The sequence below is a fragment of the Limobrevibacterium gyesilva genome, from assembly GCF_025989185.1.
Classification (GTDB): Bacteria; Pseudomonadota; Alphaproteobacteria; order Acetobacterales; family Acetobacteraceae; genus Limobrevibacterium; species Limobrevibacterium gyesilva.
This window is the reverse complement of the sequence record NZ_JAPDNT010000027.1, coordinates 41,132-64,105: the sequence shown is the minus strand read 5'-3', so window position 1 is coordinate 64,105 and position 22,974 is coordinate 41,132. Positions and strand designations below refer to the sequence as shown.

Genomic DNA, 22,974 nt, shown 5'->3' with positions numbered 1-22,974 from the left:
AGCGCGCCGACCGCGCCGCCCAGCGCCGCCAGCCGGGTGGCGCGCGCGGCGAAGCGGGCGGCGATGTAGCTGTCGGTGGCGCCCAGGCCGTGCACGATCTCGATCGCCTCGCGCCGCGCCACGAGGCCCGCCCGGGTGGCGACGGCGATCACCGCCGCGGCGACCAGCGCCACCACCAGCAGCGCCGCCCAGGCGCAGGCCTGCAGGCTGCGCGCCAGCGTCGACAGCCGCCCCACCCAGACCCCGTGGCTTTCTGCCAGCGTCCCCGGGGCGGCGGCCTCCAGCCGTGCCGCCAGCGCCGGCAGGTCCGGCCCCTCGCCGGACAGATGCACCTCGATCACCGCCGGCAGCGGCAGCGACAGCTTGCCCGCGCCGGCGCCCAGCCAGGGGCGCAGCAGGTCGGCCAGTTCGGCGTCGCCGAGCGGGCGGGCGCTGGCGATGCCCGGCGCCCCCCGCAGGGCCGCCACCACCCGGTCGAGCCGCGTGGCCGACCCGTTCGCCGCCTGCGCGCCGGGATGCGGCACCTGCACGGTCAGCGCCGAGCCCGCGCCCTCCTGCCAGTGCCGCGCCAGCGACGCCGCGCCCACCGACCCGGCCAGCGCCAGGGCGGCCAGGAAGGCCATGGCCGCCACCAGCAGCGGCAGCATCCGGTCGCCCAGTCCGCGGCGCAGCCCGAGGTCGTCGAAGCGCGACGATCGGTGGCTGGTCTGGCTCGCCATCCTAGCCATTGTCCACCAGCCGGCCGTGGTCCAGCCGCAGCGCGCGTCCGGGATGGCGAGCGACCAGGGCATCGTTGTGGGTAGCCACGATCACCGTCGCCCCCAGCCGGTTCATCTCCTTCAGCAGGATCATCAGCCGCTCCGCCTGCACCTCGTCCAGGTTGCCGGTGGGCTCGTCGGCCAGCAACAGGCTGGGCCGGCCGACCACGGCACGGGCAATGGCCACGCGCTGCTGCTCGCCGCCCGACAGCTCGGCGGGGCGCGAGGCGGCCTTCCGGCCCAGCCCGACCCAGCGCAGCATCTCGATGACGTCGCTGCGGATCTGGCCTTCGGCACGGCCGGCAATGCGCAACGGCAGGGCGACGTTGTCGTAGGCCGACAGATGCGGCAGCAGGCTGAAATCCTGGAACACCATGCCGATCCGCCGCCGCAGCGACGGCAGCTCGCGGCGATGGGTGCGGCCGATATCGGCGCCCAGCAGCGTCAGCCGGCCGCTGGTCGGCCGCACCGCCAGGTGCAGCAGGCGCAGCAGCGACGACTTGCCGGCGCCAGACGGGCCCAGCAGCCAGCGGAAGCCGCCTTCCGGGACAATGCAGGTCAGGTCGCGCAGCACTTCGGGCCCGGGAGACGATCCGGATTGCGATCCCGGGCGCCACCCCTGGGAATAGTGCAGCCCCACTCCGTCCAGACGAATCATCGTGCGATGCTCATGTCGCGAATCAGGCCCCCGCCCCGCTTCCTTTTGCCATCAATGCCGCCCGCGCCGGAAGAACGATGGGGTCATCCTTCCGCGGTTGCCACGACCCGTGCCGTCGCGCAGGATCGGCTTCCCGTCCGAGATCCTTCGCATGCGCATTGTCTGCCCCGCCTGCCACGCGACCTATGAGGTGCCGCCCGCGCTGCTCGGGACGGGGGCGCGGCGGGTGCGCTGCGCGCGCTGCACCGCCGAATGGACGCCGGCTGCAGCGCCGGCGCCCGAAGCGCCTCCCGCCGCGGCCGCGCCAGCCGATGCCCCGCCGCAGGAACTGCGCATTCCCGACCCGCATCCGGCCGAGCCGCGACGAACCGGTTCGCGCCTCGGCGAGGTCCGTCCCGGCGAGGCGCGGCTGGAAGCCGAGCCGAAGCCGGAACGCCGCCGCCGCGCGCCCGGGCGCATTGGCGTCGAGGCCGTCGCCGCCCTGGTCATCAGCCTCGCCATCCTGGTGGGGCTGGCGGCGGTGGTGTTCGTCTGGCGAGAGGAGGTGATGGCCGCATGGGAGCCCAGCAAGCGCCTGTTCGCGTGGCTGGGCCTGCGTTGAATGTCCCTCGGGTCAGGCCTGCTTCAGCTCGATCAGGCTGCGGCGGATGACCCGGCCCCGGCGGATGCGGTCCTCGATATAGTCCGGGTCGCCCCAGCGCACCGCGCGCGCCATCGCCTGCGCGTCCTCCATGAAGCGCGCCAGCATTTCCAGCAGCGCCTCGCGGTTGTTCAGGAACACGTCGCGCCACATCACCGGGTCGGAGGCGGCGATGCGGGTGAAGTCGCGGAAGCCCGAGGCGGCGAACTGCAGCACCTGCTGGCGGCTCTCGCCCTCCAGGTCATCGGCGGTGCCGCAGATGGTGAAGGCCAGCAGATGCGGCAGGTGGCTGACGATGGCCAGCACCCGGTCGTGGTGGCCGGGCTCCATGGTCTCGGTCATCGAGCCGCAGCGGCGCCACAGCTCCGCGATCTTCTCCACCGAGTCGGCATCCGTGCCCGGCGGCGGCGTCAGCAGGCACCAGCGGCCCTGGAACAGCGTGGTGAAGCCGGCGTCCGGGCCCGAGTACTCGGTGCCCGCCAGCGGATGCGCCGGCACGAAATGCACTGCGTCCGGCACCAGCGGGCCCACGTCGCGGATCACCGACTGCTTGGTGGAGCCGACATCGGTCAGGATGCAGCCGGGTGCGAGATGCGGCGCGATCGTCTCGGCCAGCGCGGCATAGGCACCCACCGGGGCGCACAGCATCACGCAGTCCGCGCCCTCCACCGCCTTCGCCGGGTCCAGTTCCACCCGGTCGGCGATGCCCAGCTCCATCACCCGGTCGAGCGTCGCCTGGGTGCGGGCATTGGCCACCACCTCGGCGGCCAGGTCGCCGCGCTCGCGGGCGATGCGCGCGACCGAGCTGCCGATCAGGCCGATGCCCAGCAGCGCCAGCCGCTTGAACAGAGGTTCAGGCATGCAGTTTCTGCTCCGCCATGAAGGCGGCCAGCGTCTCGGCCACCAGGCCGCATTCCTCGGCGGTGCCGACGGTGATGCGCAGGCAATGCGCCAGATCGTAGGCGGCCATGCCGCGCACGATGATGCCGCGGTTCCTGAGGAACGCGTTGGCGGCCTCGGCGCGGGCGGCGGTGGCGAAATCGGCGAGGATGAAGTTCCCCTCGGTCGGCCACGCCTTGATGCCGGCGGCTTCCAGCGCCGCCGACAGCTTGGCCCGCCACTCGGTGTTGTGGGCGCGGTTCTTCTCCACCCAGCCCGGCTCGGCCAGCGCCGCCACCGCGGCCGCCTGCGCGGCCAGGTTCACGTTGAACACGCCGCGCACCCGGTTCAGCGCATCGACCACGCCGGGCGGCGCATAGGCCCAGCCCACGCGCAGCCCGCCCAGGCCGAACACCTTGCTGAAGGTGCGCAACATCACCGTGTTGTCGCCGGCATCGACCAGCTTCGCGCCGGCGTCGTAGTCCGGGCTCTCGACATATTCGGCATAGGCGGCGTCGATCGCCAGCAGCACGTCCGGCGGCAGCAGACGGCGCAGGCGCTCCATCTCCGCCTGCGGCAGCAGGCTGCCGGTCGGGTTGTTGGGGTTGGCGACGAACACCAGCCGCGTCGCCGGCGTCACCGCCGCCAGGATGGCGTCCACGTCCGTCGTCAGGTTCCGCTCCGGCGCCTTCAGCACCCGGCTGCCGGCATAGGTGCCGGCGATCTGGTACATGGTGAAGCCGTGCATGGACATGATGATGTCGGTGCCGGGCCCGCCATAGATGTGGCACAGATGGCCGATCAGCTCGTCCGAGCCGGTGCCGCAGACGATCCGCTCCGCATCGAGGCCGAAGCGCGCGCCGATGGCCCGGCGCAGCTCGACCGAACCGCCGTCGGGGTAGCGGTGCAGCTCGGCGGCGGCGGTCGCATAGGCGGCCTGGGCGCCCGGCGGCGGGCCGAACGCGCCTTCGTTGGAAGACAGCTTGATGATCCGGTTGACGCCGGGAACCTTCGATTCCCCGGCGACATAGGCGGCGATCTTCATCACCTCCGGACGGGGGCGGGGGCCGGTCTGGGTCATGCGTTGTCTCCGTCCAGGGGTACGGCATAGGCGCCCAGCACCACCGGTGGGCGCAGCACATCGGGAATCGCGGCCAGCCGCCCGTCGCCGTCGGCGACGTAGCCGTCGACCTCGACGAGGGCGTGCGCCATCTGGGCGCCGGCATCGCGGCGCAGGATCGCGGCACTCTGGGTGAAGCCCGCGGCCGCGAGGCCGGCGGACAGGCGGGCGCGGCTCATGTCCAGCGGCAATTCCAGGCCAACCAGCGAGCGGTCCTGCGCGCTGGGATCGGGCGCCACCGCGGCGACGACCAGGGCCTGCACCTGCGGCGCACCCTCGGACCGCGGCGCCCAGAACGGCAGGCGGGCCACCACGTGGATGCGCGGCTCGTCACGGTGCAGCAGCGCGATCCACCAGGCGGTGGCCGGCACCTCCTCGTCCGCGGGCATCGGCAGCACGGCGGCGGTGGCGCTGCCGGCGCTGACCTCGGCGATCGCCTGCGCCGGGCTGTGATGCACGCGCAGCGGCGTCAGCGCGCCGAAATGCTCGCGCGCGCACTGCACGAACTCGTTGCCGGCGCCGGTCTCGCACACGGTGATGACATACGGGCCCTGCATCGACGTGGTGGCCGCGAACAGTTCCCGCCACAACCGTGACAGCAGGCGGCGCGGCAGCGGGCCGGCGTGGCGGCGCAGCAGGCGGCGGATGATCTCGGCCTCGCGGCCCGGGCGGAACGCAACGCGGCCCTTGGCCCCCAGGGCGGCGACGCGGACGACCACGTCGGCGCGCTGCATCAGCAGGTCGTGGATGGCATCGTCAAGGCGGTCGAGCTCCAGCCGCAGCGCGGCGAGCTGCGCCGTTGCGTCGTTCGGCGCCTGCGGGGTCTGGTCTGTCTCGGCGGCGGAATGGGTGCTGGACATCTGCGCGTTCGGCTGTGGCAGTCTGGAATAGCGGATGCGCCCGGCGATGCAAAGGCGGCGGGCGCAATCGCGGGCCCCGCGCCCGTGCGGCGCGCGGACTGGAGGCTGTGCTGCGAAACCGCCGGTTGCAACCGGCGGGTCCGGGCCGCATATGGCGTCCGATCCAGGATGAAGCCGCCCATGGACCAGCCCGACCTCGCCGCCGTCACCCACCAGCACGTCGCCTTCGACGACGGCATGGCGCTGGATTGCGGCATGGCGCTCGGGCGGCTGGTGGTAGCCTACCGGACCTATGGCACGCTGAACGCGAGCCGTAGCAACGCTGTCCTGGTCTGCCACGCGCTGACCGGCGACCAGTATGTCGCCGAGACGCACCCGGTCACCGGCAAGGGCGGCTGGTGGGACATGGTGGTGGGCCCCGGCCTGCCGGTGGACACCGATCGTTATTTCGTGATCTGCGCCAACGTGCTGGGCGGCTGCATGGGCTCCACCGGCCCGCGCAGCCCGCGCGACGGCGCCGCGCCGGGCGTGCTGTGGGGCACCGACTTCCCGCCGGTCACCATCCGCGACATGGTCCGCGCGCAGAAGCGCCTGATCGACCATCTCGGCATCGCCCGCCTGTTCGCGGTGATCGGCGGCTCGATGGGCGGCATGCAGGTGCTGGAATGGGCCGCGAGCTACCCCGAGAGCGTGTTCGCGGCCGTGCCGGTGGCCACCGCCGCCTATCACTCGGCGCAGAACATCGCCTTCAACGAGGTCGGCCGCCAGTCGCTCTTCGCCGACCCCGACTGGCGCGGCGGCCGCTATTGGGAGAGCGGGAGCGTGCCGGCCCGCGGCCTCGCGGTCGCGCGCATGGTCGCGCACATCACCTATCTCAGCGAGCAGGCGCTGACCCGCAAGTTCGGCCGGCGGGTGCGCGGCGGCGCCGCGGCCGGCGACCTGGCGCTGTTCGGCGACATGTTCGAGGTGGAGAGCTATCTGCGCCATCAGGGCAGCACCTTCGTGCGCCGCTTCGACGCCAACTCCTACCTGACCATCACCCGCGCCACCGACTATTTCGACCTCGCCGCCGAGCATGACGGCAACCTGTCGGCGGCCTTCGCCGGCACGCGCACGCGGTTCTGCATCATCAGCTTCTCGTCGGACTGGCTGTACCCGACCGCGGAAAGCCGTGCCGTCGCGCGCGCCTTGAACCGGGCGGCGGCCAATGTGAGCTTCGTCGAGATCGCCAGCGACAAGGGCCACGACGCCTTCCTGCTCGACGAGCCGGATTTCCACCGCACCCTGGCCGGCTTCCTGGCCGGCTGCGCCGAGCACGCGGGGCTGCCGGAATGAACGCGCCGCCGCCGAACGACTCGGCCGAGCCGGTGCGCACCGAGGGCGTGAAATACGTGGCCAAGAACATGCGCCTCGACCTGCGGCTGATCGCCGAGATGATCGCGCCGGGCAGCCGGGTGCTCGATATCGGCTCCGGCGACGGCTCGCTGATCGGGTATCTCTACCGCACCCGCGGCTGCGACGCCCGCGGCATCGAGATCGACATGGCCGAGGTCACCCGCTCGGTGGCGCACGGCCTGCCGGTGATGCATGGCGACGCCGACAGCGACCTGGCCCAGTATCCGGACGGCGCATTCGACTACGTGGTGCTGTCGCGCACCCTGCAGGCGGTGGAGCGCCCGCGCGAGGTGCTGCGCCAGATGCTGCGCATCGGCACCAGCGCCATCGTCAGCTTCCCCAATTTCGGCCACTGGCAGGTGCGCTGGCAGTTGCTGCGCTCCGGGCGCATGCCGATGACCTCGGTGTGGAACCGTCCCTGGCACGAGACGCCGAACATCCACCCCTGCACCATCCGCGACTTCTTCCATCTGTGCGCGGACGAAGGCTACGTGGTCGAGAAATGGCTGGCGGTGGACGATGCCGGGCAGCGCTCGCCGTGGCGGCGCTTCTCGGGGCTGGCCAACCTGTTCGGCGAGCAGGCGCTGTTCCAGCTGCGCCGGGCCTGATCGCGTCCCGGCGCCGATCCGGACAGCCCTGCCGTCAGACCTGCCCGCGCAGCCGCAGCCACAGCATCAGCAGCGCATCGGCCGGCAACGCCGCCGCCTCGCGCAGGCGCCAGTACCAGCGCTTGACAAGGCCGCGCGCGGCCGGCCCGCTGGCGGCGGGACCGGCCCAGGCGTCCAGCCGCGCCAGCAGCAGCAGCACCACGCAGCGCGGCATGTGGTAGGCGCTGGTGGCCGCATAGACCGGGCCGCGATAGCCGCGCTCGCGCAGCAGCCGCGTGACCGCGCGGACAGACGACACGGTGTCGGTGGCGGTCTCATCGAGCACGATCTGCTCGTCCGGCACGCCGAGTTCACGCAGCAGGCGGGCCATGACCAGGGCTTCCGACGGGCCGTGGCGGCCGACGCCCCCGGTGGCGACATAAAGCGGCGTGCGCTGGTAGCGCCCGAACGCCTGTGCCGCCAGCACGCGCCGGCGCAGCGCCGTGCTGGGGGTGCCGTCGGCGCGCACGGCGGCCCCGAAAATGACGATGACTGTCTCGACCTCCTGCATCGCGGCCCGCTCAGGCCGGAGGCGCCAGCAGGATACGATTCGCCGCCGACAGCTTCGCCCAGGTTTCGCTCCAGGCGCGGGCGAAGGCGGCAGGGTCGGTGCCGCGCTCGGCCATGGCGGCGGCGATGTCGGCCACGCTGCGCCGCCCGTCGATCAGCCGCAGGATGGGTGCCGCCAACGGCGGCAGGGCCAGCGGCACTCGGATTTCGTTGAACAGCATGGTCAGGGTGCCGTCGGCACCGATCGAGCGTGCCAGGTCCTCGCCCGCTGTCTCGCGAGCCACCGGCACCGACCGGGGCGCCATCGCGTCCGCGGGCTCGGCCACCTCGCCGGCGCGCGTGCAATAGACCACATGCGTGCTCATGTTGCCCGCCACCGCCTCGGCCAGGGCGGCCCGCGCGAGCGGGTCCAGCTCCGCCGCCCGGGTGCGCAGCCGCGGTTCGGGCAGGTAGCAGGCGGGGTCGTAGCGCAGCGGTTCCACCAGGCAGGTGATGGCGAGGCTGGCCCCCGCCAGCAGTTCGTGCAGGGCCGGGATGGCGAAGGCGCGGTCGCGGGGATTGAGCAGCAGGTCGTAGAGCCCCGCATCGCCGCCGCTCAGATGGTCGGAGAAATAGCGGTTCATCCGCAGCCAGGCGGTTTCCGGCAGGTTACGCATCAGCCGCTTCGCCACGTCGAGCCGCGCCGCCGGCGGCCGGTCGGGCGGCGCCAGCAGGCGCAGCGCGTCCTGCAGCATGTAGACGCCGGTGCGGCCATGCGGCGCATACACCATCAGCCCCATGCCGCCGCCCGGCGCCAGCACCGCCAGCAGGGCGGCGAGTCCAGCCGCGGGGTCGGGCAGATGGTGCAGCACGCCGCAGCAGTCGATGTAGTCGAACGGGCCGAGCCCGCTCTCCGGCAGGTCCAGCAGCGACCCGCGCTGCCAGACGATGTTGGCGAGCCCCCGCGCCGCGGCCCGCGCCTGCGCCACCGCCATCGCGGCGGCCGAGCGGTCCAGGTAGGTGACTCTGCCGGGCTGCCCCAGCCGCGCCATCTGGGTGGCCAGCATGATCGCCCCGTCGCCGGTGCCGCCGCCGGCGACCAAGGCGCGCAGCGGCCGGCTGCGCGGACGGCGCGCCCCGAACACCCAGAAATCGACCTCGCGCAGATGGCTCGGGCTGCCGACCACCAGGCGTTTGGCCTCGTCACGCGGGTCGCGCGGAGGGTACGGATACGCCTCGTATTGTTCCGCGAGGCTGGCATCGGTTGCATCAGGCATGTCCTGCGGCATAGACCAGCGCGATGCGGCTGGCCAGAACGCGCGGGTATTTCGGAGTCGGGGCGGAGGGGGTGTCCAAATCCGCCAATGTCGGCGCCCTGCTGCGCACCGCGCATGCCTTCGGCGCGGCCTTCTGCTTCACCGTCGGCGCCGGCTTCGATGCCCGCGCCGGCCGCGCGGCCGACACCTCGGACGCGCCGGCGCATGTGCCGATGTGGCGTTTTCCGTCCGCCGAGGCCATCGCCCTGCCGCAGGGCTGCGTGCTGGTGGGCATCGAGCTGCTGGAGGACGCGGCCGACCTGCCGAGCTTCCGCCACCCGCTGAACGCGGCCTATATCCTCGGCCCGGAGCGTTCCGGCCTGTCGCCCGCGGTGCTGGCGCGCTGCCGCCACGTGGTGCGCATCCCCACCCGCTTCGCGCTGAACCTGGCCGTGGCCGGCGCCCTGGTGCTGTACGACCGGCTGCTGCAGCACGGCCGCTTCGCCGAGCGTCCGGTCATGAGCGGCGGCGCCGACCCCCTGCCCGATCCGGCCGGACACGGCGCCCCGGTGTTCCGCCGCACCATTCCCGACTGGTTGGGCCATGACGTGCCACTACCCGACCGGCCGGTATCCGACCGCCCCCTGAAAGACAAAGAGACATGAGCAGCACGCGCTTGTTACCGGCTATCGGCATCCGTATGTGTGGCGCCATGCGCGCAATCCCCGTCGCCTGGTTGGCCGTCCCCGTCCTTGGCGCCCTGGCCCTCGCCGGCCCGCCGGCCCTGGCCCAGAAGCCGGCGAAACCCGCGGCGCATCCGGCCCACACCCAGGCCAGCCCGCCGAAGGCCATCGGCAAATACGACGACTGGCAGGCCGCCACCCATGTCGAGGGCGGGCAGACCGTCTGCTACGCCTTCACCCGGGCGCAGAGTTCCGCGCCCGACCTGTCCGGCCGCGGCGACGTGGTGCTGACGGTGACCCAGCGCCCGACCCTGCGCGACGCGGTGGCGATCAGCGCCGGCTTCACCTACGCCGCGAACGCGGCCGTGGATGTGCAGATCGACCAGACCAACCTGGAATTCTACACCGCCCAGCGCTCGGCCTTCGCCCGCGACGGGCGCAGCGTGGTGGTCGGCATGCAGAAGGCCGCCAAGGTGGTGGCCCGCTCGCCCGGCCCGCGCAACGCCCAGGTCGCCGACACCTTCAGCCTGCGTGGCTTCACCGCCGCCTACAGCGCCATCAACAAGGCGTGCCCGCCAAAATGAACGCCATCCTGGACCTCACCGAGACCGAGCGCGCCCGTATCCTGGCCAAGACCGCGCGCTTCGCCCCGCCGCCGGCGCAGCTCGCCGACGGGCGGCGCGACTTGGTCGGCCTGTCGCGCGCGGAGCTTGCGGCCGAGCTGGCCGCGATCGGCGAGGCGCCGTTCCGCGCCAAGCAGCTCTGGCACTGGATCTATCACCAGGGCGCCACCGACTTCGCGCGCATGTCCTCGATCGCCAAGCCGACCCAGCAGAAGCTGGCCGAGCGCTTCATCGTCGGCCGCCCCGAGGCCGCCACGGTGCAGACCAGCAGCGACGAGACCCGGAAATTCCTGTTCCGCTTCCGCGACGGGCAGGAGGCGGAGACCGTCTACATCCCCGACCGCCAGGAGGATCGCGGCGCCGTCTGCATCTCCTCCCAGGTCGGCTGCACCCTGTCCTGCCGGTTCTGCCACACCGGCACCCAGGCGCTGGTGCGCAACCTCGGCGCCGCCGAGATCGTCGGCCAGTTCATGGCCGCGCGCGACAGCTACGGCGAATGGCCCAGCCCCAAGGGCGAGACCCCGCGGCTGCTGTCCACCATCGTGCTCATGGGCATGGGCGAGCCGCTGTACAACTACGAGAACGTCGCCAAGGCGATGACCATCGTCATGGACAACGAAGGCATCGCGCTGTCACGCCGGCGCATCACCCTGTCGACCTCCGGCGTGGTGCCGATGATGGACCGCGCCGGCGCCGAGCTGGGCGTGAACCTGGCGGTGTCGCTGCACGCCGTGCGTGACGAATTGCGCGACGAGATCGTGCCGCTGAACCGCAAATACCCGATCGCGGAGCTGATCGCCGCCTGCCGCCGCTACCCCGCGGCCAGCAACGCGCGCCGCATCACCTTCGAATACGTCATGCTGAAAGGCATCAACGACACCGAGGCCGACGCCCGCGAGCTGGTGCGCCTGATCGCCGGCATTCCCGCCAAGGTGAACCTGATCCCGTTCAACCCCTGGCCCGGCAGCCCCTACGAGACCAGCACCGGCAAGGCGATCGACCGTTTCGCCAACATCGTGATGGACGCCGGCTTCTCCTCGCCCGTGCGCACCCCCCGTGGCCGCGACATCCTGGCCGCCTGCGGACAGTTGCGCACGGAAAGCCGGCGGGAACGGCAGGGACAGGGCGCGGGCGTCGTCACGCAAGGGGCTTAGGGGGTTTTAGGGTAGCACCCCTGCCCTTGCTTCCTGCAGCCCCCTGTCGTGCAATGCCCGCAATGACCGACACCCTCTCGCGCGTGGCGTTGCCGTTGGGCCTTCTGGCGGCGGCGGCCTTCCTGTCGTCGGCCGGGGCGCGGGTGATCGATCCGTTGCTGCATGTGATCGCCACCGATTTCGCCACCACGGTGCCGGCGGTGTCGATCGTCGTGGCCGCCTATACGCTGCCGTACGGGCTGTGCCAGATCTTCCTCGGCCCCCTGGGCGACCGGGCCGGCAAGTTGCGGGTGATCCTGGCGGCCCTGCTGGCCTATGCGCTGGCCACCGGCGCGTGTGCGCTGGCAGGCAGCCTGCCGGCGCTGACGGCATTGCGGGTGGCGGCCGGGGCGGCCAGTGCCGGGCTCATTCCGGTCGGCATGGCCTATATCGGCGATGCCGTGCCGTATCGGGACCGGCAGGTGATGCTGGGCCGATTCCTCAACGGGGTGGTGCTGGCACAGGTGATGGCCGGGCCGCTGGGCGGGGTGTTCGGCCAGTATCTGGGCTGGCGCGGCGTGTTCGTGCTGCTGGCGGCAGGCGCGTTGCTGGTGGCCGCGGCGCTGGCGCTGCGTATCGGCAGGCTGCCGGACCGGCGCAGCGGCGCCGCCGGGTTCCACCTCGGCAACTACCTGGCGCTGACCCGGCACCGCTTCGCCCGCCGGCTGCTGCTGTGCGCCCTGTTGGACGGAATGGTGCTGGTCGGCTGCTTCCCGTTCTTGGCGCCATACATGCACGAGGCGTTCGACCTGCCCTATGCGGTGGTCGGCCTGGTGCTGTCCTGCTTCGGGATCGGGGCGCTGGCCTATACCCGCCTGGTCAAGCGCTTGGTGCCGCTGCTGGGCGAGCCCGGGCTGGTGGTGGCCGGGGGCGTGGTGACGTCCGGGGCCATTGTCGCCGGCATGCTCAGCCCGTGGTGGCAGGTGTTCATTCCCGTGCAGATGCTGATGGGCCTGGGCTTCTTCCTGCTGCACGGGGTGATGCAGGCCCGCGCCACCGAGATGCTGCCGAACGCCCGGGCCACCGCGGTGTCCAGCTTCGCCTTCATGCTGTTCATGGGCCAGAGCGCCGGGGCGCTGGCGATGGGGGCGCTGATCGCCCGGTTCGGCTATCGCGGCGCCTTCTTCATCGATGCCGCGTGCATCCTGGCCCTCGGATTCCTGCTGCGCGGCCTGATGCGGCGCAGGAGCGAATGACCGCCCCACCTTGCGCAACGGGCCATAGCAGCGTTACCTCGCCCCCTTGACCACGACCGCTGAAGGAACAGGCTGCCCATGCGCGTGAAGGATGTGAAGAAGGTCGTGCTTGCCTATTCGGGCGGGCTGGATACCAGCGTGATCCTGAAGTGGCTGCAGAGCACCTACAAATGCGAGGTGGTGACCTTCACCGCCGATCTCGGCCAGGGCGAGGAGCTGGAGCCGGCCCGCAAGAAGGCCGAGATGTTCGGGGTGAAGGAGATCTTCGTCGACGACCTGCGCGAGACCTTCGTGAAGGACTTCGTCTTCCCGATGTTCCGCGCCAACGCGCTGTACGAAGGCCAGTATCTGCTGGGCACCTCCATCGCCCGCCCGCTGATCGCCCAGCGCCAGATCGAGATCGCGGAGATGGTCGGCGCCGACGCGGTGGCCCATGGCGCCACCGGCAAGGGCAACGACCAGGTGCGCTTCGAGCTGTCCTATTACGCGCTGAAGCCGGACGTGAAGGTGATCGCTCCCTGGCGCGAATGGGACCTGACCAGCCGCACCCGGCTGCTGCAGTTCGCCGAGGAGAACCAGATCCCCATCGCCAAGGACAAGCGCGGCGAAGCCCCGTTCAGCGTGGACGCGAACCTGCTGCACTCGTCGTCGGAGGGGAAGATCCTCGAAGATCCCGCCATCGAGGCCGACGAGATCGTCTACCAGCGCACCATCCGCCCCGAGGACGCGCCGGACAAGGCCACCGTCATCTCCGTCGATTTCGAGCATGGCGACGCGGTGGCGATCGACGGCGTGCGGCTGTCGCCGGCGGCGCTGCTGACCCGGCTGAACGAGCTGGGCAAGGCCAACGGCATCGGCCGCCTGGACCTGGTGGAGAACCGCTTCATCGGCATGAAGTCGCGCGGCGTCTACGAAACCCCCGGCGGCACCATCCTGATCGCGGCGCATCGCGGCATCGAGAGCATCACGCTGGATCGCGAGGCGGCGCATCTGAAGGACAGCCTGATGCCGCGCTATGCCGAGCTCATCTACAACGGTTTCTGGTTCAGCCCGGAGCGGCGGATGCTGCAGGCGCTGATCGACGAGAGCCAGAAATCGGTCACCGGCCGCGTACGGCTGAAGCTGTACAAGGGCAACGTCTCCGTGATCGGGCGCGAGAGCCCGAACAGCCTTTATTCCATGAAGGTGGTGACGTTCGAGGAGGACCAGGGCGCGTACGACCAGTTCGACGCGCAGGGGTTCATCAAGCTGAACGCGCTGCGCCTGCGCCTTGGGGCGATGGCGGGCCGCAAAGGGGGAAGTCTCTGACGATGGCTATTTCGATGTATTCGGCCTCGGTGCCGATGTTCAAGACGCTGCTGGGCGCCCTGTCCGCCGTGCTGGACAAGGGTGCGGCCTTCGCCGAGGCGAAGAAGTTCGACTCGTCGGTGCTGGTCAACGCCCGCCTGGCGCCGGACATGTTCCCGCTGAGCAAGCAGGTGCAGATCGCCACCGACATGGTCAAGGGCGGCGCCGCCCGCCTGGCCGGCGTGGAGATCCCCGTCTACGCCGACGACGAGGCCACGATCGACGAGCTCAAGGCGCGCATCGCCAAGACCGTCGCCTTCCTCGACACCCTGTCCGCCGGCCAGATCGACGGGACCGAGGGCAAGGAGATCGTGCTGAAGATGCGGGCCGGCGACACCACCTTCACCGGCCAGCGCTACCTGATCGGGTTCGTGATCCCGAACGTGATCTTCCACTGCGCCACCGCCTACGACATCCTGCGCCACAACGGCGTGGACGTCGGCAAGCGCGACTTCCTCGGCGCTTACTGACCCCGAACGCCCCGGCGGATGGCAAGCTGCCGTCCGCCGGGCCGCCTCTTGCAGGAATTCCGCCACATGCCCGTGATCAACCGCATCGCCGCCAATGCCGACGAGCTGACCGAGTGGCGCCGCGACATCCACGCCAACCCCGAAATCGGCTTCCAGGAGCAGCGCACCAGCGAGCTGGTGGCGCAGAAGCTCACCGCCTGGGGCATCGAGGTCGCGCGCGGGATCGCCACCACGGGCGTGGTCGGAACCCTGCGCCGCGGCAGCTCGGACCGCGCCATCGGCATCCGCGCGGACATGGATGCGCTGGCCATGGACGAGGCCAACGATTTCGCTCATCGCAGCCGCAATCCCGGCATGATGCATGCCTGCGGCCATGACGGGCACACCACCATGCTGCTGGGGGCCGCGAAATACCTGGCGGAATCGGGCAATTTCGACGGCACCGTGCATTTCATCTTCCAGCCCGCCGAAGAGGGCGGCGGTGGCGGCCGGGTGATGGTCGAGGAAGGCCTGTTCGAGCGCTTCCCCTGCGACATGGTGTTCGGCGCCCATAACGACACCTCGCTGCCGGTCGGCGTGATGACGGCGGTGGAAGGCTCGGTTTCGGCCGCGTCGGACCGTTTCTGGATTCGCATTACCGGCCGCGGCGGCCACGCCGCCCGGCCGCATCGCAGCATCGACCCGGTGGTGGTGGGCAGCCATATCGTGCTGGCGCTGCAATCCATCGTGGCGCGCCGCACCGACCCGCTGGACAGCGCGGTGCTGTCGATCACCCAGTTCCACGCCGGCAGCGCCGGCAACGTGATCCCCGAGGAGGCGGTGCTGAACGGCACCGTCCGCACCTTGCTGCCGCATGTGCAGGACGAGGTCGAGAAGCTGATGCCGCAGATCGTCGAGGCCACCGCCGCCGCCCACGGCGCCAGCGCGACCGTGGAGTACATGCGCGGCTATCCCCCGGTGGTGAACGCGCCCGAGCCCACCGCGCGGGCCGCGCGCGCGGCCGAGAAGCTGCTGGGGTCGGAAGGCGTGATCCGCAAGCGCCCGCCGAGCATGGGCGGCGAGGATTTCAGCTATATGGCCCTGGCGGTGCCCGGCTGCTTCGTGCGCATCGGCCAGGCCAACGGCGCCCATGGCAGCGTGCCCGTGCACAACCCGAAATACGACTTCAACGACGACATCCTGCCGATCGGCGCGTCCTATTGGGCGATGCTGGTCGAGCAGGAACTCGCGCGCGGCTAGAGCATGTTCGTTTTGGACGAGCATGCTCTAGCTCATATTTCGCGATCAATTTCATCGGCATGGAATCGCCGGGCGATTCCATCTGTGCCGATATTGCTCTGACCGCGCCCGGATGAGCAGCGCCGTCGCGGCCTTCCTGCTGGCCTTCCCGGCGCTGTTCTCCATCGTGAACCCCGCGGGCGGCGCCTTCATCTTCAACGAGGTGACGTCCGACCTGACCCGGGCCGAGCGCATCCGGCTCGCCGGCAAGGTCGCGTTCTTTTCGCTGCTGGTGATGCTGGCGTCGCTGTGGGGCGGCGCCTACATCATGAACTTCTTCGGCATCTCGCTCGGCGCGCTGCGCATCGCCGGCGGCGCCGTGGTGGCCTTGCGCGCCTGGGACCTGCTCTCCGCCCCCGAGCGCCAGGAGGCCCGCAAGCAGGAGCAGGCCGGCTCCAGCGGCCGCGCCATCGAGGACATCGCCTTCTTCCCGCTGACGCTGCCGTTCACCACCGGTCCCGGCACCATCTCGGTGGCAGTGGCGCTGGGCGCCAACCGCCCGACCAGCGGCGACCGGCTGCTGGCGTTCTTCATCGGCATGACCGGAGCCGCGCTGGCGATCGCGCTGTGCATCTGGGTCGCCTATCGCTCGGCGGACCGCGTTGCCGCCCTCATCGGCGCCTCCGCCCGCCGCACCATCGCCCGGCTCACCGCCTTCCTGCTGCTGTGCATCGGCACCCAGATCATGATCAACGGCCTGGTGGACGTGGTCGCCACCATGTTCCAGGCCCAGCCCGTGCCGGGTTGACCGCGATCACGCCAAGTTCGGCCACGCCCCGCGCCCGTACCCCCTTATAATGCGTGGCATAGCCGGTCGGCGGGCAATCCCGTCCGCGACGAGAAGGGGCGCCCCGGGGCCGCCCGGGCCGCGAAGCGACCATGCCGGACCTCCAGGCGGTCTTCCTCGCGCGCGTGCAGTTCGCCTTCACCCTTGGCTTCCACATCGTCCTGCCGGCCTTCACCATCGGGCTCGCCAGTTACCTGATGGTGCTGGAGGGGCTGTGGCTGCGCACGCGCAACCAGGTCTACCTCGATCTGTTCCGCTACTGGGTCAAGGCGTTCAGCCTGAGTTTCGCCATGGGCGTCGTCTCCGGCCTGGTGATGTCCTACCAGTTCGGAACGAACTGGAGCGCCTTCTCGGACCGCACCGGCCCGATCGTCGGCCCGATGATGGGCTACGAGGTGCTGACCGCCTTCTTCCTGGAGGCCGGCTTCCTCGGCATCATGCTGTTCGGCATGCAGAAGGTGGGCCCGGTCCTGCACTTCATGGCGACCTGCATCGTCGCCCTGGGCACGCTGATCAGCGCGTTCTGGATCCTGTCGGCGAATTCCTGGATGCAGACGCCCGCCGGCTACACGCTCACGCCCGATGGCCACTTCCTGCCGGCAGATTGGGCCGCGGCCATCTTCAACCCCAGCTTCTTCTACCGCCTGCCGCATATGGTGCTGGCGAGCTATCTCTGCGTCGCCTTCTTCGTCGGCGCGGTGGGCGCGTGGCACCTGCTGCGCGACCCCGCCAACGCCGCGTCGCGCACCATGTTCTCGATGGCGATGTGGATGGCGCTGCTGGCCGCCCCGGTGCAGATCGTCGTGGGCGACCTGCACGGGCTGAACACCCTGCACCACCAGCCCGCCAAGATCGCCGCCCTTGAAGGCCATTGGGAGACTGGGCGCGGGGTGCCGCTGATCCTGGTCGGCATGCCGAACATGGCGACGGAAACCACCGACTACGCGCTCGAAATCCCTTATCTCGGCAGCCTGGTCCTGACCCATGAGCTGAACGGCGAGGTCAAGGGCCTGAAGGACTGGAAGCCCGAGGACCGGGCCTATTCCCCCGTGGTGTTCTGGGCCTTCCGGATCATGGTGGGCCTCGGCTTCCTGATGGCGGCCCTGGGCGTGTCCGGCTTCGTGCTGCGCCGGCGCGCCAGGCTGTTCACCACCCCCTGGCTGCTGCGCACGATGGTGGCGATGGCGCCGGCCGGCTTCGTCGCCCTGCTGGCCGGATGGATGGTGACCGAGGTCGGGCGCCAGCCCTACACCGTCTATGGCCTGCTGCGCACCGAGCACAGCGCCTCGCCCATCGCCGCCGTGGGCGTGGCCACGTCGCTCGCCGCCTTCGTGGTGGTCTACCTGATCGTGTTCGGCGCCGGCTTCGTCTTCCTGCTGCGTCAGATGGCGCGGCCGCCGGCCGCCGGCGAACCCGGCCCACCGCCCGATCTGCTGACCCGCACCGCTGGCATCGCCCCGGGGGCTGTGGTGCAACCGCTGGCCGGGGAGTAGGCGCCATGCTGGCATCGCTCGATCTGCCGCTGATCTGGGCCGCGCTGATCGCCTTCGCGGTGCTGGCCTATGTCGTGCTGGACGGGTTCGACCTCGGCGTCGGCATCCTGTTCGCGGTGGAACACGACGCGACCGACCGCGACGTGATGGTGAACTCCGTGGCCCCGGTGTGGGACGGCAACGAGACCTGGCTGATCCTGGGCGGCGGCGGGCTGATGGCGGTGTTCCCGCTGGCCTATGCGGTCATCTTGCCGGCGCTGTACCCGGCCATCATCGCCATGCTGCTGGCGTTGATCTTCCGCGGCGTTGCCTTCGAGTTCCGCTTCCGCGCCGCCAGCCGCGCCGGGCGACTGGGGTGGGACATCGCCTTTTTCGGCGGGTCCACGCTCGCCGGCTTCTGCCAGGGCCTCGCCCTCGGCGGCCTGCTGCAAGGAATCAAGGTCGAGAACCGCGCCTATGCCGGGGGATGGTGGGACTGGCTGACCGGCTTCACCATCCTGTGCGGGCTGGCCGTGGTCATCGGCTACGCGCTGCTGGGCGCCTGCTGGCTGATCTGGCGCACCGAAGGCGAGCTGCAAAGCCGCTGCCGCCGCCACGCCCGCTCGCTCGGGGTGGGAACCCTGGCGCTGATCGTGGTCGTCAGCCTGTGGACGCCGATGCTGAACCCCGCCTTCAGCCAGCGCTGGTTCGGCTGGCCGGGCATCGTGCTGACCAGCCCGGTGCCGATCCTGGTGGCATTGCTGGCCTGGCAGTTCTGGCGCGGCCTGTCGCTGAAGCACGACGTGACCCCGTTCCTGTGCGCGCTCGGCTGGTTCGTCCTGTGCTACGCCGGCCTCGGCATCAGCCTGTACCCCGCCATCGTGCCGCCTTCCATCACCATCCGGGACGCTGCCGCACCACCGGAGAGCCAGGGCTTCCTGCTGGTCGGCGCCATCGTGCTGGTGCCGATGATCCTGGCCTATACCGGCTATGCCTACTGGGTGTTCCGCGGCAAGGTGCGCCCCGGCATGCACTACCACTGATGATCCGCCGCCTGCTGTGGTTCGCCGCCCTGTACGCCGCCGGCCTCCTGGCCACCGCGGCGGTGGCTTACGCCATCCGGCTGGCGTTGCGGGGCTGAACCTCAGAACTGCCGCAACAACCGGTCGATATAGTCCAGCTCCGGCTGCGGCCGGGTGCGTTCGGCGCCGCGGCGGCGGAGTTCCTCCTGGATGGCGCGGGTGCGGGCTTCCTCCATCTGGTCGGGCACCTGCACGTCGCCGCTTTCGTCGAGGCCCGACGTGCCTTCCTTGAGGTTGCGGCCCAGCGGGTCGCGGCGGTCGTCGGCGCGGCGGTCCATCGAGCGGCCGCGGCCCCAGGGGCGGTCGGCGCGGCCGGCGCCGTAGCGGTCGCCGCCGTACTGGTTGCCGAACTGGCCGCCGGGCTGGTTGCCATCTTGTCCGTTCCCGGCCATCTGGCCGTCCTGGTCCCCGTCGTCACCCTCATCGTCGCCCTGGTTGTCGCCGGGGCGGCCGAACTGGCGGGCCATCTGCTGGCTCATGCCGCGGCCGCCTTTCTGCAGCGCCTCGATGGCGCGCTGCTGGGCGCCGGCAGCGGCGGGGTCCTGGCCCTGGCCCAGCGCCTGCATGGCCTCGCGCATGGCGGTGTCGGCCTCGCCCAGATTGGGCGGGATCTGGCCGGTCAGGTCGCCGTATTGCTGCATCAGCTCACCCAGCGCGCGCCGCAGCGCCTGCTGGACGCGCTGCTCGCCCTGGCGTTCGGCGGTCTGGCGCTCGTTCGTTGGGCGCTCGTTCGTCTGCGGCCGTTCCTGGCCGGCGCCCTGTTGCGGGTCCCAGGGCTGCCGCGGGAACGGGAAGGGCCGGCGCGGGTCCGCCGCGCCGCCGCGGTCGGCGTCGGCGCGCTGCTGCGCGTGGTCCAGCAGCCCGCCCTGGCGGCGCACCATGTCCTGCAGCGCCGACATCTGCTGCTGGCCGCGCTGGCGCTTCTCGGCGCGCTGGCGCTGGCGCTCGGTCATCTGGCCGTGCTCCGGCCGGGCGTTCTGCAGGTCCTGCAGCATCTGGTCGAGTTCGGCCAGCTTCTGCCGTGCGTCGTCCATGCGCCCTTCGCGGGCGGCTTCGCGGGCCTCCTCGGCCAGGCGCTGCAGGTCGCGCGCATCCAGGCGCTGGCTGTCCGGGTCGAATTGCTGGCTGCCGGGGTCGCGCCGCGCCTGCTCGGCCAAGGCGTCCAGGTGCCGCTGCAGCGCCTCCTGCACGTCCTTCATGCGGCGGTCGATCTCCGCGGGATCGACCTTCTCGCCGCGCTTGTCCGCATCCAGCGCCTCGCGCAGCGCCTGACGCGCCTGCTCCAGGGCGCGGGCGGTGCGCTCCGGGGCGCCTTCCTCAAGATGCAGGGCCAGTTGCCACATGCGGGACTGGGCCTCATCGACGGCGGACTGCGAGCGGTCGCGATACAGCAGCCCGGCGATGGCGCGCAGGTTCAGGAAGGCGCCGAGATCGTCCTTCCAGACCTCGTCGAGCCCGGCCAGCCGGTCCAGCTGGTCGATTGCCGGCACGCGGTCATCGGGCTTCAGCGTCAGGCCCTTGCGCACCGCCATCAGCGCGCGCGCCACCGGATGCTGGAACCGGCGCTCCGGCAGGTTGAAGCCGGCCTCGGCGCTGGTCCCGGTCAGGCCAGGGGCGTCGCGGGCCACCAGCCGGGCGATCACCGGCAGGCCGGCCCACGGATGCGCCGTCAGGTCCTGCAGGCGCACGCCCTTGGCGGATTTGGGCGAGCCGCCGGGCAGCGGGATCACCACCACCAGCGGCGGCGCGTCGGGCCGGTCGCGCAGCTTCAGCTCGGCCTGCAGCGAGACCACGCCGTATTCGTGCGAAACCTGCCACGGCAGCCGGGTCTGCGGCTGGCGCGTGCTGCGGGTGGCGCCGGGCGGCTCGGGGAAGCTCACCTCGGGCGCGCGGTCGGCCACCACGGTCAGGTCCCAGGCGCCGAGCTGGCGGCCATGCCGCACCACGCGCAGCCGGCCGCCGCTGGTCAGGTCCTGGTCGGCCTGGAAGCTGGCGTTGTCCAGCGTCTGGAACGGCGCGGTCCGGCCATCCAGCGTCAGGCTGGGCACGCCGCTGCCGCCGGTCAGGCTGATGGTCAGGTGCGAGCCGGACGGCACCGAGACGGCCCCGCCCTCGGCGTTGAGGAACAGCGGCGCCAGGCCGGTGAAGGCGGGCGGCGTGATCCAGGCCTGCAACTGGGTGGTGGACGGCGTGGCCGGGGGCGCGAACACTGGGTTGACGGCGCGCGCGAGCCGCGCCGGGGTCTGTTCGCCGGCGATGACGAGGCAGGCCACCAGGGCGACGATCAGGCCGCCACGCAACGCCCGCCGGTCCCGCGCCGCCAGCCCCGGCCGCGGAATGCCGACACGCAGGCGCCCGATCTGCGCCTGCGCCCGCGCCACATGGGCCTTCCACAGCGCCTCCGCGCCCCGTGCCGCCGGGTGGTCGGCCAGCACGGCCAGCGGCCGGTGCCGCAGCCCCGAGGCGCGTTCCAGCCGCCGGTCCGCCTCGCCGGCATCGGGCATGGCGATCCGGTACAGCCCGCGTGCCAGCAGCGCGAGCATGGCGGCCACGGTCACCACCAGCAGGGCAGCGTGCAGCCCGGGCGGCAGCAACGCCGGAAGATCGAGCAGCGCCGCGCACAGGAACGCGCCGGCAAGGCCGATCGGCGGCCACAGCGCCGGCCACAAACGTTCGAACAGCAGCACGAGGCGGGCTTGCGCGCGCCGCCGCCGCAGCACGTAGAACAGGACGTCGGTCCGGTCCGGTGTCTGCGGCTCGTCGCTCATCGCACCCCGCTCATTCCAGGAATTCGGGAATCCGTTCTCCGGCCCACAATTCGGTCTGCAACTGCCGGTCACGGATCACCGCCCAGCGGTCGCCGTCGATCAGCGCGATCGGCGCCTGCGGCCGGGCGTTGTAGGTGGAGCTCATCACCGCCCCATAGGCGCCGGCATCGAGAATGGCGACGCGGGCGCCGGCGGACAAGGCCGGCAGCATGCGGTTGCGGGCGAAGGTGTCGCCGGTCTCGCAGACCGGGCCGACGATGTCGACCGGCCCGGCGGGGCCGACGGCGTTGCCGGCCGCCAGCGGCACGATGCCGTGCCAGGCGTCGTACATCGCCGGCCGCACCAGGTCGTTCATCGCCGCATCCAGCACCACGAACCGCTCGCTGCCCTTGACCAGGATGACGGAGGCAAGCAGCACGCCGGCCGGCCCCACCAGCCAGCGCCCCGGCTCGGTCATCAGCTTCAGGTCCATGCCGCCGAAGGCCGCGCGCAAGGCGCCGGCGAAAGCGGCGGGCGACGCGCCGGGGTCGTCGCGATAGCCGATGCCAAGGCCGCCGCCGCAATCCATATGCGTGACCGTGTTGCCCTGGGCCCGCAGCGCCCGCACCAGCTCGGCGGCGCGGCCATAGGCGGCGCGGTAGGGGGCGATCGAGAGGATCTGGCTGCCGATATGCAGCGCGAGCCCCACCGGCTCGACCCCCGGCAGGCCGGCGGCATGCGCGTACAGCGCCGCGGCATCGGCATAGGGGATGCCGAACTTGTTCTCGGCCTTGCCGGTGGTGATCTTGGCGTGCGTGCCGGCATCGACATCGGGGTTGATGCGCAGGGCCACGCGGGCAACGCGGTCCATGCCGGAGGCGATGGCGGAGATCATCTCCAGCTCCGCCGGGCTCTCGACGTTGAGCTGGGCGATGCCCTCGGCCAGCGCGAGGCGGATCTCGCGCTCGGTCTTGCCCACGCCGGAGAACACGATGTGCGCGGGGGCGATGCCGGCCACACGGGCGCGGCGCAGCTCGCCCTCGCTGACCACGTCGGCCCCGGCGCCGGCGCCAGCGAAGATGCGCAGCACCGCGAGATGGTCGTTCGCTTTCACGGCGTAATGGACCTGGGCGTCGAGCCCCGCCAGCGCGGCGGTGAACTCCGCCAGCCGCGCCCGCATGGTGCCGGCCGAATACACCCAGGCCGGCGTGCCCAGCACGTCGGCGATGCGGTTGAGCGGAACGCCTTCGAGGGTCAACCCATCCAGGGCGTTCATGGACAGATGCGGCCGGGCTGCGATCAGCTCGGCGACATCGGGTTCGGCGTCGCTTGGTGCGAGGGCGGTGACGGACATTGGCGTAAAGTAGGGCCGGCCCGCCCCCTTCGCCAGTATT

At 71.4% G+C, this 22,974-nt stretch carries 22 protein-coding genes; 13 read left to right on the top strand and 9 right to left on the bottom strand.

The features are described 5' to 3' along the window. Positions 1-719 (bottom strand): cell division protein FtsX (locus tag OL599_RS20755; protein ID WP_264715855.1); only part of this gene is annotated, 719 nt, incomplete at its 3' end. Position 720: 1 nt separating this feature from the next. Beyond that, complete coding sequence (locus OL599_RS20750; protein ID WP_264715854.1) at positions 721-1,416, bottom strand: cell division ATP-binding protein FtsE; 696 nt, start codon at positions 1,414-1,416, stop codon at positions 721-723. 109 nt (positions 1,417-1,525) lie between these two features. Between OL599_RS20750 and OL599_RS20745 the strand changes: the two genes are divergently transcribed. After that, positions 1,526-2,017 carry a zinc-ribbon domain-containing protein gene (locus OL599_RS20745; protein WP_264715853.1) on the top strand — a complete coding sequence of 164 codons (492 nt, stop codon included), beginning with the start codon at positions 1,526-1,528 and terminating at the stop codon, positions 2,015-2,017. 12 nt (positions 2,018-2,029) lie between these two features. Here OL599_RS20745 and OL599_RS20740 read toward each other — a convergent pair whose 3' ends face one another. From OL599_RS20740 to OL599_RS20730, 3 genes are read right to left on the bottom strand one after another with little or no spacing between them, the layout of a single operon-like run. Next, positions 2,030-2,917: a prephenate/arogenate dehydrogenase family protein gene (locus OL599_RS20740; protein ID WP_264715852.1), complete on the bottom strand. Its 888-nt coding sequence runs from the start codon at positions 2,915-2,917 to the stop codon at positions 2,030-2,032. Next, entirely contained in the window at positions 2,910-4,016 is a 1,107-nt protein-coding gene (hisC, locus tag OL599_RS20735) for a histidinol-phosphate transaminase (RefSeq protein ID WP_264715850.1), read from the bottom strand. The genes OL599_RS20740 and hisC overlap by 8 nt, the downstream gene beginning before the upstream one ends. Beyond that, positions 4,013-4,915 (bottom strand): chorismate mutase, encoded by a 903-nt coding sequence (locus OL599_RS20730; RefSeq protein WP_264715849.1) that lies wholly within the window; start codon positions 4,913-4,915, stop codon positions 4,013-4,015. Before OL599_RS20730 ends, hisC begins: the two co-directional genes overlap by 4 nt. A 180-nt stretch (positions 4,916-5,095) precedes the next feature. On the opposite strand from OL599_RS20730, the gene metX reads away from it, so the two are divergent. Both metX and metW read left to right on the top strand, forming a co-directional pair. Further along, positions 5,096-6,250 (top strand): homoserine O-acetyltransferase MetX, encoded by a 1,155-nt coding sequence (gene metX / locus OL599_RS20725; RefSeq protein ID WP_264715847.1) that lies wholly within the window; start codon positions 5,096-5,098, stop codon positions 6,248-6,250. A 68-nt stretch (positions 6,251-6,318) separates the two neighbouring features. After that, positions 6,319-6,918, top strand: a complete 600-nt coding sequence (gene metW, locus OL599_RS20720) for a methionine biosynthesis protein MetW (protein WP_264715859.1) — start codon at positions 6,319-6,321, stop codon at positions 6,916-6,918. 34 nt (positions 6,919-6,952) lie between these two features. Here metW and OL599_RS20715 read toward each other — a convergent pair whose 3' ends face one another. Both OL599_RS20715 and OL599_RS20710 read right to left on the bottom strand, forming a co-directional pair. Beyond that, positions 6,953-7,468 carry a YdcF family protein gene (locus OL599_RS20715; RefSeq protein ID WP_264715846.1) on the bottom strand — a complete coding sequence of 172 codons (516 nt, stop codon included), beginning with the start codon at positions 7,466-7,468 and terminating at the stop codon, positions 6,953-6,955. A gap of 10 nt (positions 7,469-7,478) precedes the next feature. Further along, complete coding sequence (locus OL599_RS20710) at positions 7,479-8,723, bottom strand: class I SAM-dependent methyltransferase (protein ID WP_264715845.1); 1,245 nt, start codon at positions 8,721-8,723, stop codon at positions 7,479-7,481. A 23-nt stretch (positions 8,724-8,746) separates the two neighbouring features. Between OL599_RS20710 and OL599_RS20705 the strand changes: the two genes are divergently transcribed. The 10 genes from OL599_RS20705 to cydB all read left to right on the top strand — a co-directional run bounded on the left by OL599_RS20705 (position 8,747) and on the right by cydB (position 18,794). Further along, positions 8,747-9,367, top strand: coding sequence for an RNA methyltransferase (locus OL599_RS20705; protein WP_264715844.1), 621 nt, complete (start codon positions 8,747-8,749; stop codon positions 9,365-9,367). Between the two features lie 47 nt (positions 9,368-9,414). Continuing rightward, complete coding sequence (locus OL599_RS20700) at positions 9,415-9,969, top strand: invasion associated locus B family protein (RefSeq protein WP_264715843.1); 555 nt, start codon at positions 9,415-9,417, stop codon at positions 9,967-9,969. Next, a complete protein-coding gene (gene rlmN, locus OL599_RS20695; RefSeq protein WP_264715842.1) occupies positions 9,966-11,162 on the top strand; it encodes a 23S rRNA (adenine(2503)-C(2))-methyltransferase RlmN in 1,197 nt (398 codons plus the stop codon). Before OL599_RS20700 ends, rlmN begins: the two co-directional genes overlap by 4 nt. A 62-nt stretch (positions 11,163-11,224) precedes the next feature. Continuing rightward, a complete protein-coding gene (locus OL599_RS20690) occupies positions 11,225-12,397 on the top strand; it encodes an MFS transporter (protein WP_264715841.1) in 1,173 nt (390 codons plus the stop codon). A 78-nt stretch (positions 12,398-12,475) separates the two neighbouring features. Continuing rightward, positions 12,476-13,705, top strand: a complete 1,230-nt coding sequence (locus OL599_RS20685; RefSeq protein ID WP_264715840.1) for an argininosuccinate synthase — start codon at positions 12,476-12,478, stop codon at positions 13,703-13,705. A gap of 2 nt (positions 13,706-13,707) precedes the next feature. Then, complete coding sequence (locus tag OL599_RS20680; protein WP_264715839.1) at positions 13,708-14,214, top strand: DUF1993 domain-containing protein; 507 nt, start codon at positions 13,708-13,710, stop codon at positions 14,212-14,214. Positions 14,215-14,280: 66 nt separating this feature from the next. Beyond that, on the top strand, positions 14,281-15,453 hold the full coding sequence (locus OL599_RS20675; protein WP_264715838.1) for a M20 aminoacylase family protein: 1,173 nt from the start codon (positions 14,281-14,283) through the stop codon (positions 15,451-15,453). Between the two features lie 112 nt (positions 15,454-15,565). Then, complete coding sequence (locus OL599_RS20670) at positions 15,566-16,240, top strand: MarC family protein (RefSeq protein WP_264715837.1); 675 nt, start codon at positions 15,566-15,568, stop codon at positions 16,238-16,240. Between the two features lie 131 nt (positions 16,241-16,371). After that, the gene (locus tag OL599_RS20665) at positions 16,372-17,772 is read left to right on the top strand and encodes a cytochrome ubiquinol oxidase subunit I (protein WP_264715836.1); all 1,401 of its coding nucleotides are present in this window, start codon (positions 16,372-16,374) and stop codon (positions 17,770-17,772) included. A 5-nt stretch (positions 17,773-17,777) separates the two neighbouring features. Beyond that, positions 17,778-18,794, top strand: coding sequence for a cytochrome d ubiquinol oxidase subunit II (gene cydB / locus OL599_RS20660; RefSeq protein WP_264715835.1), 1,017 nt, complete (start codon positions 17,778-17,780; stop codon positions 18,792-18,794). A 101-nt stretch (positions 18,795-18,895) separates the two neighbouring features. Here the strand turns inward: cydB and OL599_RS20655 are convergent, their stop codons facing one another. Together OL599_RS20655 and lysA are read right to left on the bottom strand one after the other, a co-directional pair. Continuing rightward, positions 18,896-21,601, bottom strand: a complete 2,706-nt coding sequence (locus tag OL599_RS20655) for a DUF4175 domain-containing protein (RefSeq protein WP_264715833.1) — start codon at positions 21,599-21,601, stop codon at positions 18,896-18,898. Positions 21,602-21,611: 10 nt separating this feature from the next. Continuing rightward, positions 21,612-22,934, bottom strand: coding sequence for a diaminopimelate decarboxylase (gene lysA, locus OL599_RS20650; RefSeq protein WP_264715832.1), 1,323 nt, complete (start codon positions 22,932-22,934; stop codon positions 21,612-21,614). Positions 22,935-22,974 lie beyond the last annotated feature (40 nt).